The sequence below is a fragment of the Phyllobacterium sophorae genome, assembly GCF_003010965.1.
GTDB classification, from domain to species: domain Bacteria; phylum Pseudomonadota; class Alphaproteobacteria; order Rhizobiales; family Rhizobiaceae; genus Phyllobacterium; species Phyllobacterium sophorae.
On record NZ_PGGM01000001.1, the window covers coordinates 96,093 to 115,346 of the forward strand.

Below are 19,254 nucleotides of genomic sequence, written 5' to 3' on the forward strand. Positions count from 1 at the left end.
CTTAAACCTTTTCGACTTCGGGCCGGCCAAGAATGCCCGACGGAAGGAAAATCAGTACGATCGCCAGGATCGAGAACGCCGCGACATCTTTGTAGTCGATGGAGAAATAGGCGGACCAAAGAGCCTCGATCAGGCCGATCAGCAGGCCGCCAACCACCGCGCCAGGCAACGATCCGATACCGCCAAGTACTGCCGCCGTGAAAGCTTTGACACCCGGCACGAATCCATCGGTGAATGAAATGACCCCGTAGAACATGAGGTAGAGTGTACCCGCAACGGCGGCAAGCATGGCACCCATCACGAACGTAGTGGAGATCGTCCGATCGACATCGACACCCAAAAGCGCCGCCATCTTGCGATCTTGTTCACAGGAACGCTGCGCCCGTCCAAGCGTCGTCTTGTTGACAAGATACCAGAATGCCGCGAGCAGGATCGCTGTGACGATGATAATGACCATCTGCTTGTAGGCAATGGTGATGTTCGTGCCGTAGACCGTGATGCCGCCATTGACCAGCGGCGGGATCGGCTTGTTGCGAGGACCCTGCGTGACCTGCACGAAATTGGATAGTGCAATCGACATGCCGATTGCTGTAATCAACGGCGCCAGGCGGAATGAACCGCGCAGCGGCCGGTATGCCAGACGCTCGATCGTCCAGCTCCACAGCCCCGTCAGCAGCATGGCCACGATCATCATCAGCAGCAGCGCCAGCACGACCGGCACACCGCCGATGAAAGTTGTCAAAGCAAGAAAAACGATCATCGCCATAAAGGCGCCAAGCATGAAAACATCGCCATGGGCGAAGTTGATCATGCCGATGATCCCGTAGACCATCGTGTAGCCGATTGCGATCAGGCCATAAATTGAACCAAGCGTCAGACCATTGATCGATTGCTGGATGAAGTACTCCATCGCAACGATACCCCTCATTTTTATTGGGAAATTTTTTATCCGGTTTTTTTATCCGGTTCCCATTTGCCCCAATATGTTTACACCTAGCGCCTGCGTTAAAGAAAGCAACTGCTTTTTTAGCGCACACGATAACGTTACATTTGCTCGCATAGATTTGGTGGAAATTTTCACCAAAATTTCAAGGCCATGCGATGAAAACCCCCATGATATTGGCCTTGTTAGGCGAATTGTCTAGCCCTGCCTTAATCTCGTAACAAGCCGAAATGGCTTACTTCACCACAAACCCATGTGCAAAGGGATCGCGATCGTCGATAAAAATCGTATTGTAGCCTGTCATCCGCGCCCAGCCCGATATGGACGGAATAATGGCCTGCCTGTCCGCGACCTTGACGGCTTTCTCCACCCTGCCATGGAACAATGAGCCGATTATTGATTCGTGCACGAAGCCGTCGCCCGGTTTAAGTTTGTCCTTGGCAGCCAGCTGTGCCATCCGGGCGGATGTCCCCGTTCCACAGGGCGAACGGTCGATCGCCTTGTCACCATAGAACACTGCGTTGCGCGCATGTGCTTCCGCTTGCGTTGGCGCACCGGTCCACAGGAGATGGCTAAGCCCGTTGATACCTGGGTTTTCCGGATGCTGGAACGAATAGCGCTCATTCAGGCGCTCCCGCAATACCGGACTCCAACCTATGAGATCGAGCGCGCGGTAGTCAGCAAGATCAGTGAAATTCTCTTGGCGATCAACGATAGCGTAGAAATTTCCACCATAGGCGACATCGACGAGGAGTGTCCCCAGATCAGGGCACTCAACTTCAAGCCCCTCTGCGTAGAGAAAGGCAGGAACGTTGGTGATGCGCACGCTAGTGACATATGGCCCTTCTTGACGGTACTCGGCGACAACCGGCCCGGCCGGCGTGTCCAGCTTGAGGACGCCTGGGGTCTTGGGCGTAATGAGGCCATGTTCGATCGCCATTGTCACGGTGCCGATCGTGCCATGGCCGCACATGGGCAGGCATCCGGAGGTTTCGATGAAAAGTACAGCCACATCGCAATCATCACGTGTAGGCGGATAAAGAATTGAACCCGACATCATGTCATGGCCGCGCGGCTCGAACATCAGACCGGTACGAATCCAGTCGAACTCCGCAAGAAAATGTGCACGCTTTTCCATCATGGTCGCGCCAGAGAGGTTTGGCCCCCCGCCAGCCACCAAACGCACCGGATTGCCACAGGTATGACCATCGATACAGAAGAAAGAATGACGCGCCATGATGCTCCTTAGAACCTTTGCGGATGAAATGGATCAATAGGAATTGCCGGATCTCTTCCGCCGATAATGTCACTGATCAAACGTCCAGTCGCTGCCGACTGGGTCAGTCCGAGATGGCCGTGGCCAAAAGCATAGAGAACATTTTTGCTTTTCCTTGCATAGCCGATAACAGGCAAGGAGTCAGGTAGGGACGGTCGATAGCCCATCCATTGCCGCCCGCAACCGGTTTCAAGACCAGGCATGAATTTCCTGGCCTTTGTCAGCATGGCCTCGGAGCGCCTGTAGTTGGGCGGCAGGGCAAGACCGCCCAATTCTACCGCCCCGCCGATACGAACACCCGTTTCCAGCGGCGTGACGACGAAACCATGTCCAGAAAAAATCAACTGACGTTTCAAATCGAATGCCCCGACAGGTAGCGTGGTATTATAGCCGCGCTCGGTCTCCAGGGGAATCGCATCGCCCAGGTCTTTTGCGAGCCGGTGCGACCAGGCTCCAGCGGCGATGATCAACTTCGCCGCCTCTATTCTTCGACCGTCCATCAGGCGAACTGCGGCACCAGTTTCGTCTGCCGAAACGGACGCAACCTCGGCCCGAAGGAAACTGGCGCCGAGACGCTCCGCGTAGTTCCATAACCCTTTACCGACATGCTGGGGATCGCTGACTGTCTTCCAACCAGGTACAAAAGTCCCCGCTACAAAGCGCGATGCGAGGCCTGGTTGGCTGGCGGCAAGCTCCTCGCCGCGCAAATGTTCGAAAGCGATGCCTGCCTTCCTTCTTGCATTCCACCCGGGCAAGGAGGCATTGAGCTCTTCTTCGCTTTCATAAAGCTCAAGCGAGCCATCCTCGCGAACCATATGGCGGATGCCCGCTCGCTGCATTAAACCCAGCATTTCCGGTTCGGCAAGCCGCATCATCGCGCCTTGTGCCTGTACAGTCCGTGCGAGCGCATCGGTGCGGCTGGCACGCCAGAACCGGATCAGCCACGGTGTAAGCTTCGGCAGGTAGGACGGCCGGATGGTGAAGGGCCCCAATGGATCCATAAGCCAACGAGGGACTTTCGCCAGCACGCCCTTGGAAGCCATCGGCAGAATATCAGAAAAGGCCAAAGCCCCGGCATTACCGGAACTCGTCCCTTCACAAATACCCTGCCGGTCTATGACAAGTACGGTGCGCCCCGCCTCGCAGAGGCAGGCGGCAACAGCAATGCCGACAATCCCGGCACCGATGCTGACGATGTCCTGCTTACCCGCCTTCTTGTCCATCGGTCAGCCGAATGGCACTAGAGAACAGGCAGCTTTGGACGGGATGCAATCGCATCCTTGACCGTCTTCTCGACAGCGGTGCGACGCTCGCCCCGCAATGGCTGGCGTGGCAGGCGGACGCGGTCATTAGTGCCGATCTCGTGCACTTCCGCAAGCTTGATATTCTGCACCAGATAGGTGGAGACATCGAGGTCGAGCAGCGGGCGGAACCACCGGTAGATCTCTAGCGCTTCGGCATAGCGCCCCGCCATCACGAGCTTGTAAATCGCCACTGTCTCGTTTGGAAAAGCAGTAACAAGGCCAGCGACCCAACCGATGGCACCAGCGGTCAGCGCTTCGAATGCGAGATTGTCGACACCTGTAAACAGATCGAAATGCGTGCCAAACGTATTGATGATGTCCGTGGTGCGGCGGATGTCATCCGAGGATTCCTTTATGGCGACGAAATGCTTGTCGGTCGCCAGCTCCGTAAGGATCTCGCTGGTAACATCCACACGGTAGGCAATGCGGTTGGAATAGATCATGACTGGCAGATCGCCCGCAGCGGCAACCGCTTTCAGCGTTGTGACTGTTTCTTCCGGGTCGGTATGGTAAACCGGACTGGGAACAAGCATCAGCCCGTCTGCGCCAGCTTTGGCAGCGCGCTTGGCAAGGGCCACGCCGTCACGTGTCGCCGCTTCATTGATCGTTAGAAGTACCGGCTTGCCCCTGGCCACGCTTTGCGCGGTCTTTAAAACTTCGAGCTTCTCGCCATGGCTGAGCATGGGACCTTCACCGAGTGAGCCTGCAACGATCAGCCCGTCGCAGCCCGCATCCATCAGGAGCGAAAAGCAACGTTCCATTTCCCCATGATCGAGACTATCATCTTGCGTGAATTTACTGGTAACTGCCGGAAATACGCCTGCCCACATGGCCCTGCTCCTTCTTGATATATCACAAATATATCTGTAAGGCTTTTTGCTGTCAATCCGCTTAAAAATGAAAGTTCGACGTATGTATCAAACGGCCGTCCATTCCATTGCCCAGACAGGCGAGAGCCTCGCAGAGCTAGCTTACCGCCAGATTGAAGAATTGATTGTAACGCTGAAACTTGAACCCGGCGCAATCGTCAACGAGCGTGCATTGACGGACATTACCGGAATGGGCCGCACACCCGTGCGCGAAGCCGTTCAGAAGCTGGCTTGGGAAGGGCTGATGGAAATTCGCCCACGTTCCGGCATTGCAATAGCTGCGCTCAATCCCAAGGATTTTGGCAAGGTGCTGGATGCGCGGGAAGGTGTCGAGCGTGTTCTGGCCCGCGATGCGGCGCATTACGGGGCAGCCCTGCACCACAGACGGTTGAAGGAAGCCTCCGACGCCATGAGCACGGCTCTAGCGGCCGACGATGTGAGCAGTTTCCTTATCGCAGACAAGGTGTTCGACACGGTACTGGGCCAAGCTGCAGAAAACCCTTTTGCCGCACGTCTCGCGTCGCCGCTGCAAACCCACAGCCGGCGTTTCTGGTTCCGGCTGCAAAGACCCGGCAGCCTGCAACAGTCAGCAGGTGCGCATCGGGCCTTGATTGACGCTATCATAGAAAGGGAACCGGAACGCGCCGCCGACGAAGCGACGAAGTTGATTGACCACCTCCGCACGCTCGCACCCTGATCAAGCTATTGATTGGAGTGCGGACCCGTCACATCTTCAACATGGCAACATCAGGCCTTTGTTCCCAAGACTCACCTGCCGCAAGAATGCAACTCTTTCCGGAGACGTCCGTGACTATGATGGTCCAGGTGGCGCCCTTGGCGGAAAGATAAAGTTCGAGGATTGCTTTGTCTCCAACCAGTCCGTAGGCCCCCTGAAGTTCCTGGAACTCGCTCTTCAAATATTCGGCAATCTCGGCATGTTTGGCACAGGCAAGTATCTCTGCGCGGGCAGCGGCCGTGAAACCTGCGGCCTCCAATGCCATTGCAAAAACGAACATCATCATTCGATGAGTATAAATGCGTTTCATAACGCACCTCCTTGGCCAGTCCGATCCGGCAACAGGGGGCGTGTCGTTGCGCTCATACCGGAAGGATGACAGCTCGTTGTTTCGTACGCACCGTGTCGCTCCTTTCTGTGACAAACCGGCCAAACTGCCGATTCCATCTACGTAAATGACGTGGGAATTTTTCATCGGAACTTCAAGCAAAAGGGCCACAGCAAAATTGCTGCGGCCCCTTTCTAAGCAAATATTCCGTTGGGTCCTATTTCATCGTCGGGATGACGAACTCCGCACCATCTTTCACACCGGATGGCCAGCGTGACGTAACGGTCTTTGTTTTGGTGTAGAAACGAAACGCATCCGGACCATGCTGGTTGAGATCGCCGAAGCCAGAGCCTTTCCAGCCGCCGAAGGTGTAGTATGCGATCGGAACCGGGATCGGCACATTGATACCGACCATGCCGACCTGAACGCGCGAGGCGAAATCGCGAGCCGCATCACCGTCACGCGTGAAGATTGCAACACCATTGCCGTATTCATGCTCGTTCGGCAGGCGGATCGCGTCTTCGTAGGTTTCCGCACGCACAATGCCGAGAACCGGTCCGAAGATCTCTTCTTTGTAGATGCGCATGTCCGGCGTCACATGGTCGAACAGGCAGCCGCCCATATAGTAGCCGTTCTCGTAACCTTGCATCTTGAAGCCGCGACCGTCGACGACAAGCTTGGCTCCTTCCTCCACCCCGAGATTGACATAACCCAGGATGCGCTCCAGTGCCTGCCTGGTAACGACCGGACCGTAGTCCGCCGCCTTGTCGGTCGAAGGTCCAACCTTGAGGCTTTCAACGCGCGGGATCAGGCGTTCGACCAGACGATCGGCCGTGTCCTTGCCGACTGGCACCGCAACCGAAATCGCCATGCAGCGTTCGCCCGCGGAACCATAACCCGCACCTATCAGCGCATCGACGGTCTGATCCATGTCTGCATCTGGCATAATGATCATATGGTTCTTGGCGCCGCCAAAGCACTGGGCACGCTTGCCGTTCGCCGTTGCGCGGCTGTAGATGTATTGCGCGATCGGTGTTGAGCCGACAAAACCGACAGCCTTCACATCCGGGTCATCAAGGATGGCGTCGACTGCTCCTTTGTCGCCGTTGACAACATTGAAGATACCGGCAGGAAGGCCGGCTTCAATGAAGAGTTCAGCAAGCCGCATCGGCACGCCCGGATCACGCTCCGAAGGCTTCAAAATGAAGGCGTTGCCGGAGACGATCGCGGGACCGGCCTTCCACAGCGGGATCATCGCGGGGAAATTGAACGGTGTAATGCCAGCAACGACACCGAGCGGTTGACGCATCGAATAGACGTCAATACCCGTACCGGCACTGTCGCTGAATTCCCCTTTGAGCATATGCGCGGCACCAAGGCAGACTTCGACGACTTCAAGGCCGCGCTGGATATCCCCTTTGGCGTCGGGAATGGTCTTGCCGTGCTCGCGTGCCAGAAGTTCGGCTAGCGAGTCATATTCGGCCTCGACCAGTTCAAGGAATTTGCGCATGACACGCACGCGGCGCTGTGGATTGGTCGCCGCCCAGCCCGGCTGTGCCGCCTTTGCATTCTCGACGGCTGCCCGGACTTCGGCCGCAGTTGCCAAAGCCACCGTGCCCTGAACGGTGCCGTCCATAGGCTGGAAAATCTCGGTCGTACGACCGCTTGTTCCGGCGACATGCTTGCCACCGATAAAATGTCCGACTTCACGCATTGCGAGCAACCTCCCTGCAATTGATTGATTTCTGTTATCCCTATCATCGCGCTTCAAAATCTTTATTGCAAGCCGATCAAAAGCGTATCCGTTGTGCGAAAATTGAAGTACCACTATATTTGGAGGACACTTCATGAATTGGGATGACGTGCGTATTTTTCTGGCTGTGGCTCGTTCGGGACAGATACTCGGTGCCGCGAAACGCCTCGGTGTCAACCATGCAACCGTAGCACGTCGGCTCACTGCGCTTGAGAATGATCTCAACACCAAACTCCTCACACGGCGCACGAATGGCTGCGAGCTTACTCACGCCGGTGAGGAATTCCTGCTGTCAGCCGAGCGTATGGAAGCCGAAATGCTGTCTATACGCTCGTCGCTCGGCGACGCGGACGTAGCAATTTCGGGGTCGGTCCGCATTGGCGCGCCCGACGGCTTTGGTGTGACATTCCTGGCGCCGCGTCTGGCACTGCTGACTGCCCGGTATCCGGATCTCAAGATCCAGCTGGTTCCAGTCCCGCGCTCCTTTTCCCTGTCGCGCCGCGAAGCCGATATTGCCATTACGGTCGACCGGCCAGATCAGGGCCGTCTCGTCGCTCGCAAACTGGTCGATTACAGCCTGCGCCTTTATGCCAGCCGCGCCTATCTCGCTGAATATCCTGCGCCGCAATCTATCGATGAGCTCTCCCGGCACCGTCTGGTCGGCTATGTGGACGATCTGGTCATTAGCCCTTCATTGAATTATGCGCCCGAGATTACGCGGGACTGGCGTCCTGCTTTCGAGATTTCCAGCGCCCTCGGACAGGTCGAAGCAGTGCGGGCGGGTGCAGGGATTGGCATCTTGCACATGTTCATCGCGCGTGAACACGACGACTTGATCCCGGTATTGCCGGAACGTACGATCCGCCGCTCCTATTGGTTGGCCTATCACGAATCCGTTCGCACCCTCCGCCGCATCACGGCCGTGTCCAGCTTTATTTCCGATCTGGTGAACAGTGAGACCGGCCGATTTTCTTGAACACCGCTTGTGACGAATGAATGCGAAAATGTGATTAACCAGCATGGAACAAATTTGACCCTTTCGGCTTCAAATGATGCACCATAATGGTCGACTCGAATCGTCTCGGAGAGGAAAAATGTACCGATATATCCTGGCATTTGCGATTGCTCTTGGTGGCGCACAGTTCATATCGGAGCCCGCCCAGGCACAGAACGCCGTCAAATGCGAATCGCGCAAGTTCAAATACAGGGAATGCGATACTGATATGCGCCGTCCGCGCATTACACGGCAGCTTTCGAGGTCTCCCTGCATTGCGGGCGATACTTGGGGATTTCAGCGGGGTACGATCTGGGTGGACAGGGGTTGCGGTGCAGTTTTCGCGGATTCTGGCCGGCCACGCTGGCGCGAGCGGGATAGGGGCTGGGACGACCGCTACGCACCGCGCGCAGACGACGAATACTATCCCCGGCGCAGGCGCAGTGATGGCGTTGAACTGGAACTAGACTTCTAGGCCAGGACCCTACGGGCCTATTCTGAGCTGAGTGCAACGGCCGGCTGGAGCCTTGAAGCGTTTCGAGCCGGCAGATAGCCGAAGACCAAGCCCGTCAGAAAAGAGCACGCAAACGCCAAGGCAACCGGCCCGACGGTGAAACTGATCGGCGCACCGAGAAACTTCGCAAGAACGCCCGTGCCTAGACCGGCCAAAACTCCGATCGCCCCGCCTATGGCGGAAACAACGAGCGCTTCAATAATGAACTGCAGCAATATATCGCGCTGCCGGGCGCCTGTTGCCATGCGAACACCGATCTCACGGGTCCTTTCACTGACGCTGACCAGCATGATATTCATAACGCCTATACCGCCAACGAGCAGCGAGATCGCGGCAACGGCACCCAAAAATAATTTGAGCGTGTTCGATGTCTCAGTGACGGCCTCACGAATGGACGCCATATTGGTGATCTGCGTGTCTTGCTTCTTGTGGCGCCGGTCAAGCAGCGCCTGAAGTGTCTCCTGCGTCGCATCTATGGCGCCGCCATCTTTCACCTGGACAGTGATCGACCGGACGTTACGCTGGCCAAATAGCCGCATGCTCCCGGTTGTCAGGGGAACGAGGATCGTATCATCCTGGTCATTGCCACCTGGCCCGGCGCCCATTTCGCTCATGACCCCGATAATCTGGAATGGAATTTTGTTCACCAGCACATATTTGCCGAGCGGGCTTTCCCCATCGGGGAAAAGCGTTTTTGTCACCGTCTGCCCCAGCACAGCCACGGGCGCATATGCATCCATATCACCCTGGTTGATGAATTCGCCTTGTCCGACTTTCCAGGATTTCGCCTGCGTAAATTGCGGAACGGTGCCGTTGGCTGTCGTTTGATAGTCGATGTTGCCATAGCGGACAGTCACGGTGCTTGTCATCTCCGGTACAGCAAAGGCAATGTTTGGCTGTTCAAGGATGGCATCGGCATCGGCCGGGATCAGCGTGACGACGCTGCCACCGGTTCCACCACGGAAATTGGCCATGTTAGGCCGAATTACCAGGAGATCCGAACCCATTGACGAAATGCGGTCAAGCACCGAATTCTGTGCCCCGGTCCCAATGGCCAGCATCGCCACAACAGAACCGACACCGATGACAATGCCAAGCAAGGTCAGGATCGTGCGGAACAGATTGGCATGCAGTGCACGGATCGCCATCTTGATTGCTTCAGTCACATCAGCGATCGCTGCGACGCCCTCAACTGCCCTTTGCTTGAGCCCGGAAGCCGCTTCGGGATTGCTGCGCCGCTTCTTGGTACGATCAGAAATGATCCGCCCGTCACGGAGCTCGATCAGACGATCGGCTTGCTCGGCAACTTCGCGCGAATGAGTAATGACGATGATTGTGTGGCCGCCCTCGTTCATGCCGCGCAGGAGCGCCATGACTTCTTCGCCGCTCTGGCTATCCAGCGCGCCGGTCGGCTCGTCCGCAAGAATGACGCGCCCGCCATTCATCAATGCCCGAGCAATGGAGACACGCTGCTGCTGACCGCCCGAAAGCTGGTTGGGGCGATGATCCAGCCTGTCGCCCAGCTTCAGCGAGTTGAGCAGCGCCTCCGCCCGATCGTGCCTGTCGCGCGCCGAAGCACCCGCATAGACCGCCGGAACCTCGACATTTTCCTGCGCGCTCGCCGTCGGTATGAGATTGTAGCTCTGGAAGACGAACCCGAAGGTCCGGCGCCGCAATCCCGCAAGTTCGTCTGGCTCAAACCCGGATACATGTTCGCCGTCGAGCAGATAATTGCCGCTCGTCGGCTTATCGAGACAGCCCAGGATATTCATCAGCGTTGACTTGCCAGAGCCGGATTGCCCAATGATCGCAACAAACTCACCCGCCTCGATATCGAGCGAAATGCCGTGCAGGACCTCAACGGCGAGGTCGCCATTGTGGTAGGTCTTGCTGATATCCTTGAGCGAGATAATTGCGGTCATGGCTTAGAACATTGGCGGCATGCGCATGCCGCGTTGCGAACGATTGCCGGTGGCACGGGTCGTCGTTGCAGTGCCAGATTCACTACCTGACCCGATGACCACCAGATCACCCTCCGTCAAACCGCTCCTGATCTCCGCACTGACGCGGTTTCGGATGCCAACTTCGACTTCACGCGTCTCTGTTGCACCTGAGGCATTGACAATCGTCACTTCCGCCTTGTGTAGCTCACCATCGGCGGCCGCGCGGCGCGAACCGGGGTGAACTGCAGCACTCGGCACCACAAGAACATTCTTGGCGGCCGACTGCACGAAGAACACCTGGGCACTCATCGAGATCATCAGATCACCGTCAGGATTGGGCACATCAAACAGCGCGTAGTAGAGAACGACATTGTTTTCGATGTCGGGTGTCGGCTGGATCTGCCGCAGCTTGCCGGTATAGCGCTTGCCCGGCTGACCGAGCAGCGTGAAATAGGCATCCATGCCGATTTTGAGCTTGCTGACATCCGCTTCCGACACCTGTGCCTTGACCGTCATCGTTGACAAGTCTGCAATCGTGACGATGGTCGGAGCGGTCTGGCTCGCGTTCAGCGTCTGGCCTTCCTTGACCGGAACGGCTGCGATCGTGCCGGCCATCGGTGCGTAGATCTTTGTGTAGCCGAGATCCACCTCATCGCCGTCGAGCGTCGCCTTCTGTTTCCGGATCTGTGCTTCCAAAGCGTTCACATCGGCTTCGGCCGTCGCAAGATCGGCAACGGCCTGATCAAGGACAGATTGAGAGACGCTCCGCGTCGCCACGAGGTTGCGCTGGCGTTCAATATTGGCCTGTTTCAATACGAGCTGAGCCTTTTTGGAAACAAGCTGCGCTTGCAAGTTGGCGAGTTCCGCCTGATCGATTTCAATCCGGTTCTGAATGGTCGCGGGATCAATCTCGCCAATCAGTTCGTTCTGCGTGACCGTATCACCGATCGCAACGTGCAATACCTTCAACTGGCCGGAGACCTGCGCGCCAGCATCGACGGACTTGACAGAATCGAGTGTACCAACGGCAGTCACGGCATTTTCGATGTCACCGCGCACGACTGCCTGCGTCACCACGGCTGCGGTTGACATGGAGGTTCTGTATTGGCTCCACGCATAATAGCCCGTCCCTGCCACAACGAGGACAACTGGCAGCCACATCCAGAGACGTGAGCGCCGATTCTTTCGTCCCGGAGGAACGGCACCCGGAATAAAGGTGACATTGGACGTATCCTGCAACGCCTTATCTTGTTTGGCCGTTCTGGCTGTCTCGGTCATCTAACCCATTCCATCTTGTTGTGCAGACGATGAGCACTCATCCTGATACATCTTATCAAGAAATGGAGATGAGAGGTTCGCCCGAAAAGCATTGAGATCATTATATTTTCGTAATGATCATCGTATCGCTATTATCGATGGCCGGCATGAATGGGGTCTGAATGACATCACACCCGGTGATAGGGATGCCCTGAGAGGATGGTCGTGGCGCGGTAAAGTTGTTCCGCAACCAGGATGCGGACGATCTGATGCGGCCATGTCATGGCACCAAGCGCCAGAACGAGATCGGCCCGGTCGCGCAATGAAGCATCATGCCCGTCAGGTCCGCCAATCGCGAGAAGGAGCTGGCGTTTTCCATTGTCGCGAAACCGCGCGATCACTTGGGCGAAAGCTTCCGATGGCATGGTCTTGCCGCGCTCGTCGAGCAGGATGAGAACACCACCTTGATCCAGCGCTTCCAGAACTTTTGTTGATTCTTCCTGCTTGCGCAATTCCGGCTGCTGAGCACGGCTTTCAGAAATTTCAGTGACGGAGGAAAACTCGAGGCCAAGCGGGGTACCAGTCTTTTTCAGGCGGTCCAAATAGCGGTCTGCCAATTCCCGTTCGGGGCCAGATTTCATCCGGCCCACGGCAAATACAGTGATACGCATGACACTCTCCAGTATCCGGGACTATTCGACCCGAAAACATCCGAACCGGTCAACCCGGCCCTAAATCCATCAACGTTCAGAACGTTCACCGGCCTTCCGGCCCGAGCGTCCCGATCGTTCGATTAATGCACGGTCTCTCCGTCGAGTTCGGGAGCCTGCCACATCTTTTCGATGTTGTAGAACTCGCGTACTTCCGGACGGAAAATATGGATGATGATATCGCCCGTGTCGATCAGCACCCAATCACCGCTGGCTAGACCTTCGACCTTCACGCTATTGCCATGCCCGTTCTCTTTCAGAGCGCGCAAAAGCTGATCCGCGACCGCCGTTACGTGACGATGCGAACGTCCCGATGCGATGACCATATGATCACCGATAACGGACTTGCCTCGAAGGTCGATGGGGACAATGTTTTCAGCCTTGGAGTCTTCGAGACTGGCAAGGACTGACTGGAGGGCAAGAGATACGGAATTGATTCCGTTCATCTCCGCCGTTGAAGGTGCCAAGGCATCCTTCTTCTGAAATGCTGTTCTCAGTGTATTTCCTTTCCCTTAAGAACAACGCGCCGCAGTATGTATTCATACTGCACGCTATTAAGATAGGCAGAGTCGCATGACACTTTCAAGACGTCATATCGAAGTAAGCCGTACCCAGCTTGTAACGCGACTTTAGCCTTTTGGTTTCGTCGCTCCATTGCGGATGTCGGTCGACGACAACAATGACCTTGGCCCATGAATGAAAGTCCAGGCCGGTGCCTTCGAGCGTGGAAGAATCGGCGCGTCAGTCTCATCAACGCGCGCGTAGTCGAATGTCTTCGCCATACGCGACGAAAGGAACGACAGCGTCGATCCCGGGCGGTCGATGACAGCGATCGGCAATGTCAGAGCGATTTTCTGCCAGCGCTGCCAGCGGTGAAAATTGGCAAGGTTATCCGCGCCCATGATCCAGACAAAATGCACACCCGGATTGCGTGCCTTTATCATCGCCAGCGTATCCGCAGTGTAGCGAATATGATGGGTTGCCTCGAATGCTGTAATCTTGATCCGCGGATCATGGATGAGGGCTTGGCTGCGTTCGAGCCGTTCCGCCAGGGGCGCCAGGTGGCGCGTATCCTTCAATGGATTGCCGGGTGTTACGATCCACCAGAGCTGGTCGAGCTTCAAACGCCGTAGCGCGATCTCCGCGACAAGGGCATGGCCGGCATGCGGCGGGTTGAAGGAACCGCCAAACAAGCCGACCGTCATGCCCTTCTCGACGAAAGGCATGCGCAAATGCGCTTCGCTGACACCTGGAAAGCTTTCTCGCACCCCCGGCTTTGATGTCACGGGCGAGTCTGGCCATTGCCGCGCACGCGGTACTTGAACGAGGTCAATTGCTCGACGCCAACTGGCCCGCGCGCATGCATCTTGCCCGTCGCAATGCCAATTTCCGCTCCCATGCCGAATTCGCCGCCATCGGCAAACTGTGTCGATGCATTATGCAGTAGAATCGCCGAGTCGATTTCGTTGAAGAACCGTTCCACTACATGAGCATCTTCAGCAATTACTGCTTCCGTATGATGCGAGGAAAAATGGTTGATATGCTGGATCGCGCCGCCGATGCCGTCAACGAGCTTCACGGAAATGATCGCATCCAGATACTCCGTCGACCAATCTTCATCCGTAGCCGGCTTGGCGTCAGCAAAAAGCTCGACCACCGCCCTGTCGCCGCGAATTTCGCAGCCTGCTGCGCGCAGGTCCTCCAGCAAGGGCACCAGATGCGACGAAGCGATAAGGCTGTCAACGAGAAGCGTTTCGGCTGAGCCGCATACTCCCGTTCGGCGCATTTTTGCGTTCACCGCGATCTTGCGTGCCATTGCAAGATCAGCGGACGCATCGATGTAAACGTGACAGAGCCCTTCAAGATGGGCGAAAACCGGCACACGGGCCTCGGCTTGCACGCGCGCAACGAGGCTTTTGCCGCCGCGTGGAATGATCACATCGAGATTGCCGGCAAGGCCTTTGAGCATTTCACCGACAGCCGCGCGATCGGTGGTCGGGACCAACTGGATTGCGTCCCTTGGCAGCCCGGCCACTTCAAGGCCCTCCAATAGTGCTTGGTGAATGGCTTTCGATGAATGGGCCGAGTCCGAACCGCCGCGCAAAATCACTGCATTACCGGATTTGAGGCAGAGTGCACCGGCATCCGCCGTGACATTGGGCCGGCTCTCATAGATTACACCGATGACGCCAAGCGGCGTGCGTACGCGCTCGATGTGTAGGCCATTGGGGCGGTCCCATTCGGCAATGACGTCTCCGACGGGATCCTGCAGCTCGGCAATGGCGCGGATGCTTTCCGAAATACCGGCGATACGCTTGTCGTCGAGCTTGAGCCGGTCGAGGAGGGAAGCAGCCATACCGGCTTCCAGGCCATTTGCCATATCTCGCTCGTTCGCCGTAAGGATTTCGGCGCTGCGGCGGTCGATTGCGTCAGCCATGGCAAGGAGAGCCGCGGTTTTCTGAGCCGGGTAAGCGATGGATAGTGGCTGTGCAGCGGCGCGTGCCTTGCGGCCGATTTCAGCCATCAATTCGGCAACCGACAGGTCTTCATCCACTCGTCGCAACATCTCTTACTCCTTGGCGGTGGCAACGCGCTTTGCCGCGCGCACCACCAGATCATCACGATGAATCATCGCAGAACGGGCATCATAACCGAGAATTTCTGCAATCTCATTGGTCTTGCGCCCGGCAATCTTTACGGCATCGGCGGCATCATAGGCAACAAGCCCCCGCGCAGCCTCGCGTCCATCTGGACCAAAGACTGCTACCGTATCGCCGCGCATGAATTGGCCAGAGACTTCGCGCACGCCCGCTGCGAGCAGCGATTTTCCGGATTTCAGCGCCATCAGAGCCCCTTCGTCGATCACGAGCCGCCCTGATGGTTCAAGATTGCCGGAAATCCACGTCTTCCACGCATTGACGGGTGTTGAGCTCGCCTTGAACAGCGTAGCCCGTTCGCCCTTGTCGATGGCCGCCAGTGGATGGAGGCGGGTGCCCGATGCGATAATCATGGCCGTGCCCGCCGCATTGGCGATCTTGCCAGCGTCGAGCTTGGTCTTCATGCCGCCGCGTGAATATTCCGACGCAGCCGCTCCGGCCATCGCCTCGATTTCCGGCGTTATCGCCTCGACAACAGGCAGGAATTGTGCGTCGGGATTTTGATGCGGAGGGGCGCTATAGAGCCCATCAATGTCAGACAACAGGATCAGGAGGTCCGCACCCATCATGGTCGCGACGCGTGCCGCAAGCCGGTCATTGTCGCCATAACGAATCTCGGTGGTGGCCACCGTGTCATTTTCATTGATGACAGGGACAGCCTTGAGCCGCAGCAGGGTCCCGACCGTCGCCCGCGCATTGAGGTAGCGGCGGCGCTCTTCCGTGTCGGAAAGTGTCAGCAGGATCTGCCCAGCACGTAATTTGTGATGGCTCAGAACTTCCGCATAGGCCTTCGCGAGTTCGATCTGACCGGCCGCTGCTGCCGCCTGGCTTTCCTCAAGCCGCAGGGCGCCCTTTGGCAGGCCAAGTACCGTGCGACCCAGCGCGATCGCGCCCGACGAGACGATCATCATCTCGACACCAGATGCGCTCAGCGCAGCAATGTCAGCACCAAGGCTTTCGAGCCATTCGCGCTTCAGGCCGCTGGCACGATCGACAAGCAGCGCCGATCCGATCTTAACAACGATCCGGCGATAGTTGGAAAGCTTCGGCAACGGAAGTTGCTTTGCCTCGTCTTGCGCTTCCTGGATCTGTGCGGATATCACGGACATTGCATCACTCGATATATTACCATCGCTCAATATTTGAATCGTGTATCGACCTCGGCAGGCGCTTCGGTTTCACGCGATTCCAGAATGATCGCCGACAGGGCTCGCAGCACCTGCTCGACACCTTCCCGGCTGACGGCCGACAAGAGCATCGGCTCGCGCCCCGCAGCCTTTTTCAGGGCTGACGCCTTCTTCTTGCGCGATGCAGCGTCCAGCGTGTCAATCTGGCTCAGCGCCACTATTTCCAGCTTGTCCGCAAGCCCGTGACCATAGGCTTCGAGTTCGGTACGCACAGTCTTATAAGCTTCAGCGACGTTATCTTCCTGCGCCGATACCAAGTGCAAAAGCACGCGAGTCCGCTCAACATGGCCAAGGAAGCGGTCGCCAATACCGACGCCCTCATGCGCACCTTCGATCAGGCCCGGAATATCGGCAATGACAAATTCGCGGGCATCGATGCGCGCAACACCGAGATTGGGATGCAGCGTCGTAAATGGATAGTCGGCGATTTTAGGCTTGGCGGCTGTAACGCTGGCGAGGAAAGTCGATTTGCCCGCATTAGGCTTGCCGAGAAGCCCGGCATCGGCGATCAGCTTCAACCGCAGCCAGAGATTGCGTTCCTCACCCTCAAGTCCCGGATTGGCGCGGCGCGGCGCCTGGTTCGTCGATGTCTTGAAATGCAGATTGCCGAAACCGCCGTTACCGCCCTTGGCGAGGCGATAGCGTTGGCCGACGACGGTAAAATCGGCAATCAGTGTTTCATTGTCATCTTCGAAAATCTGCGTGCCGACGGGCACTTTCAGCACGACATCGGCACCTTTACCGCCGGTCATGTTGCGGCCCATGCCATGCATGCCGGTCTTGGCCTTGAAATGCTGCTGGTAGCGATAGTCGATCAGCGTGTTCAGACCATCGACCGCTTCCGCCCATACATCGCCGCCGCGGCCGCCATCGCCGCCATCGGGACCACCGAATTCCAGAAATTTTTCACGGCGGAACGACACCGAGCCGGCACCACCGTCACCGGAGCGGATATAGACTTTCGCCTGGTCGAGAAATTTCATGCAAGTTCAGTCCTTTTTGATATTCCGAGGCATTACAGGAAAATCCCGGAGAAGAAAACTGGCCGCCGCAATGTTGGAGACCTTTGAGAATTCACCCTGATGAGTCAGCCGGTGTGGCTTTCGAGAACCGGAGCGGAGCGGACATATTGGTCCGTGAGCACCGGAAGCGCAAAAAACCGCACCAGATGGCCATCAGGGTAGAGAAATCAAACGGTCTCCTATGACGTCCAGCTGCGAAGGCCGATCCACGTACGCCGGTCGAGCATGTAGCGTTCGACTGGCACATTGCCCGCGACCAGCGAATCCATCATGCCGGTGTTGGCATACTGGAATCCGCTCTTATAGATCACCCGGCGTGAGGCGATGTTCGATACGCGGCAGGAAGCATGCAGCTTTTCCACCTGCGTTGCCCGGAACACCAGATCAACCAGCGCATGCGCTGCTTCTGTCGCATACCCCCTGCCCCAATAGAGCTCACCGAGCCAGTAACCGATCTCGAGCTCATCCTTGCCGGAGCTGCCATATTCATCTTTGTTACGACGGTAGTTGATACCGCAACAGCCAATGAAAGTGCCCGTTTGCGCAAGCGTAATGGCGTAGACGCATTTGCCGATCTCGCCCGCATTGGCGCGACGAACAAAATCCACCGCATGTTCCTTCGTGTAGGGGTGCGGCATGCGGGAAAGCATTTCGGCCACGTGAAGGTTATCGGCGAGACGGGCAATTGCATCCACATCCTCGTTACGTGGCGCGCGCAAAACGAGGCGTTCCGTAACGAGAACCGGACAGTCTATCAGATCCAGCCGTTCTTCATCGTCTTCCAGTATTTCAGCAACCATTTGTCGTTCCTCCAGATACGAAAGGGGAGATGGGTGGTAATCCCATCTCCCCTTTGATCTTTTGGCTTGGTTGCCATACACCGGGTCCGATGGGACGCCGGTGCTTCAAGCAGGACCGGCTATTCTGCTGCTTCGGCGATCGGGTTGACGATCGACACGTAGCTACGGCCGTTGGCTTTGGTGCGGAAGGAAACAACGCCTGCTTCAAGTGCAAACAATGTGTGATCCTTGCCCAGGCCAACGTTGACGCCGGGATGCCATTTGGTGCCGCGTTGACGCACGAGGATGTTGCCGGCAAGGACGCGCTCGCCACCAAACTTCTTCACGCCAAGGCGCTTCGATTCGGAATCACGACCGTTACGTGACGAACCACCAGCTTTTTTATGTGCCATCGGATTGCTCCTTTAAACTTGTTCTTACTCGCCCTTAGCGGGCTTCTCGGCCTTGGCAGCAGCCTTTTTCGGCGCTGCCTTTGCCTTAGGGGCGGCTTTCGTCTCGGTTACCGTTGCGTCCGCAACAGCAGCTTCTGCCTTCGGAGCAGCTTCCTTCTTGGCCGGCTTTTCAGCGGCCTTCTTGGAAGGCTTCGCGCCACCGGTGAGAATCTCCGAGATACGGATCGTCGTCAATTCCTGACGATGACCACGCGTACGCTTGGAATTCTGGCGGCGACGCTTCTTGAAGGCGATAACCTTGCGTGCACGGCCCTGTTCAACGACTTCGGCTGTTACCAGAGCGCCGCTTACAACAGGAGAACCGATCGTTGCGTCCGCTCCGACGCCGACCATCAGAACTTCGGCGAATTCAACGATATCACCAGCATTGCCGGTAACTTTCTCGACCTTCAGAAGGTCATTGGCGGCAACGCGATACTGCTTACCACCGGTCTTGATGACTGCGAACATTTTTTCCCTTTCGGAGTTCGGTTCGGTTTTGTGCCGTTTTGCGGCAATAACCGTCTTTT

20 protein-coding genes are annotated in these 19,254 nt (G+C 56.9%); 3 read left to right on the forward strand and 17 right to left on the reverse strand.

The features are described from left to right. Position 1: 1 nt before the first annotated feature. The 4 genes from CU103_RS00505 to CU103_RS00520 all read right to left on the reverse strand — a co-directional run bounded on the left by CU103_RS00505 (position 2) and on the right by CU103_RS00520 (position 4,353). The gene (locus tag CU103_RS00505) at positions 2–910 is read right to left on the reverse strand and encodes a branched-chain amino acid ABC transporter permease (RefSeq protein WP_106662580.1); all 909 of its coding nucleotides are present in this window, start codon (positions 908–910) and stop codon (positions 2–4) included. Positions 911–1,178: 268 nt separating this feature from the next. Continuing rightward, positions 1,179–2,180, reverse strand: a complete 1,002-nt coding sequence (locus tag CU103_RS00510) for a 4-hydroxyproline epimerase (protein WP_106661977.1) — start codon at positions 2,178–2,180, stop codon at positions 1,179–1,181. A gap of 8 nt (positions 2,181–2,188) precedes the next feature. After that, complete coding sequence (locus CU103_RS00515; RefSeq protein WP_106661978.1) at positions 2,189–3,442, reverse strand: NAD(P)/FAD-dependent oxidoreductase; 1,254 nt, start codon at positions 3,440–3,442, stop codon at positions 2,189–2,191. Between the two features lie 17 nt (positions 3,443–3,459). After that, positions 3,460–4,353, reverse strand: a complete 894-nt coding sequence (locus CU103_RS00520; RefSeq protein ID WP_106661979.1) for a dihydrodipicolinate synthase family protein — start codon at positions 4,351–4,353, stop codon at positions 3,460–3,462. A gap of 82 nt (positions 4,354–4,435) precedes the next feature. Here CU103_RS00520 and CU103_RS00525 point away from each other — a divergent pair, with 82 nt between their 5' ends. Beyond that, positions 4,436–5,089 carry a GntR family transcriptional regulator gene (locus CU103_RS00525; RefSeq protein WP_106661980.1) on the forward strand — a complete coding sequence of 218 codons (654 nt, stop codon included), beginning with the start codon at positions 4,436–4,438 and terminating at the stop codon, positions 5,087–5,089. A gap of 28 nt (positions 5,090–5,117) precedes the next feature. Here the strand turns inward: CU103_RS00525 and CU103_RS00530 are convergent, their stop codons facing one another. Both CU103_RS00530 and CU103_RS00535 read right to left on the reverse strand, forming a co-directional pair. Further along, positions 5,118–5,438: a hypothetical protein gene (locus CU103_RS00530; protein ID WP_106661981.1), complete on the reverse strand. Its 321-nt coding sequence runs from the start codon at positions 5,436–5,438 to the stop codon at positions 5,118–5,120. Between the two features lie 235 nt (positions 5,439–5,673). Then, positions 5,674–7,170: a CoA-acylating methylmalonate-semialdehyde dehydrogenase gene (locus CU103_RS00535; protein ID WP_106661982.1), complete on the reverse strand. Its 1,497-nt coding sequence runs from the start codon at positions 7,168–7,170 to the stop codon at positions 5,674–5,676. Between the two features lie 133 nt (positions 7,171–7,303). Here CU103_RS00535 and CU103_RS00540 point away from each other — a divergent pair, with 133 nt between their 5' ends. Both CU103_RS00540 and CU103_RS00545 read left to right on the forward strand, forming a co-directional pair. Next, positions 7,304–8,185, forward strand: coding sequence for a LysR family transcriptional regulator (locus CU103_RS00540; RefSeq protein WP_106661983.1), 882 nt, complete (start codon positions 7,304–7,306; stop codon positions 8,183–8,185). A gap of 118 nt (positions 8,186–8,303) precedes the next feature. Beyond that, on the forward strand, positions 8,304–8,678 hold the full coding sequence (locus CU103_RS00545) for a DUF3011 domain-containing protein (protein WP_162707256.1): 375 nt from the start codon (positions 8,304–8,306) through the stop codon (positions 8,676–8,678). A gap of 17 nt (positions 8,679–8,695) precedes the next feature. Here CU103_RS00545 and CU103_RS00550 read toward each other — a convergent pair whose 3' ends face one another. The 11 genes from CU103_RS00550 to rplU all read right to left on the reverse strand — a co-directional run bounded on the left by CU103_RS00550 (position 8,696) and on the right by rplU (position 19,195). Continuing rightward, positions 8,696–10,639 carry a MacB family efflux pump subunit gene (locus CU103_RS00550; RefSeq protein ID WP_106661985.1) on the reverse strand — a complete coding sequence of 648 codons (1,944 nt, stop codon included), beginning with the start codon at positions 10,637–10,639 and terminating at the stop codon, positions 8,696–8,698. A gap of 3 nt (positions 10,640–10,642) precedes the next feature. Next, a complete protein-coding gene (macA, locus tag CU103_RS00555; RefSeq protein WP_106661986.1) occupies positions 10,643–11,938 on the reverse strand; it encodes a macrolide transporter subunit MacA in 1,296 nt (431 codons plus the stop codon). A 167-nt stretch (positions 11,939–12,105) separates the two neighbouring features. Beyond that, complete coding sequence (rlmH, locus tag CU103_RS00560) at positions 12,106–12,588, reverse strand: 23S rRNA (pseudouridine(1915)-N(3))-methyltransferase RlmH (RefSeq protein ID WP_106661987.1); 483 nt, start codon at positions 12,586–12,588, stop codon at positions 12,106–12,108. Positions 12,589–12,710: 122 nt separating this feature from the next. Continuing rightward, positions 12,711–13,094 carry a ribosome silencing factor gene (gene rsfS, locus CU103_RS00565; RefSeq protein WP_410010339.1) on the reverse strand — a complete coding sequence of 128 codons (384 nt, stop codon included), beginning with the start codon at positions 13,092–13,094 and terminating at the stop codon, positions 12,711–12,713. 162 nt (positions 13,095–13,256) lie between these two features. Continuing rightward, positions 13,257–13,853 (reverse strand): nicotinate-nucleotide adenylyltransferase, encoded by a 597-nt coding sequence (locus CU103_RS00570; protein ID WP_106662581.1) that lies wholly within the window; start codon positions 13,851–13,853, stop codon positions 13,257–13,259. A gap of 56 nt (positions 13,854–13,909) precedes the next feature. Beyond that, positions 13,910–15,193 carry a glutamate-5-semialdehyde dehydrogenase gene (locus CU103_RS00575; protein WP_106661989.1) on the reverse strand — a complete coding sequence of 428 codons (1,284 nt, stop codon included), beginning with the start codon at positions 15,191–15,193 and terminating at the stop codon, positions 13,910–13,912. Positions 15,194–15,196: 3 nt separating this feature from the next. Beyond that, entirely contained in the window at positions 15,197–16,393 is a 1,197-nt protein-coding gene (gene proB / locus CU103_RS00580; protein WP_106661990.1) for a glutamate 5-kinase, read from the reverse strand. A 26-nt stretch (positions 16,394–16,419) separates the two neighbouring features. Beyond that, a complete protein-coding gene (obgE, locus tag CU103_RS00585; RefSeq protein WP_106661991.1) occupies positions 16,420–17,454 on the reverse strand; it encodes a GTPase ObgE in 1,035 nt (344 codons plus the stop codon). Between the two features lie 218 nt (positions 17,455–17,672). Beyond that, a complete protein-coding gene (locus CU103_RS00590) occupies positions 17,673–18,293 on the reverse strand; it encodes a GNAT family N-acetyltransferase (protein WP_106661992.1) in 621 nt (206 codons plus the stop codon). 119 nt (positions 18,294–18,412) lie between these two features. After that, complete coding sequence (rpmA, locus tag CU103_RS00595) at positions 18,413–18,685, reverse strand: 50S ribosomal protein L27 (protein ID WP_106661993.1); 273 nt, start codon at positions 18,683–18,685, stop codon at positions 18,413–18,415. Positions 18,686–18,709: 24 nt separating this feature from the next. Continuing rightward, on the reverse strand, positions 18,710–19,195 hold the full coding sequence (gene rplU, locus CU103_RS00600; protein ID WP_106662582.1) for a 50S ribosomal protein L21: 486 nt from the start codon (positions 19,193–19,195) through the stop codon (positions 18,710–18,712). Positions 19,196–19,254: the final 59 nt, after the last annotated feature.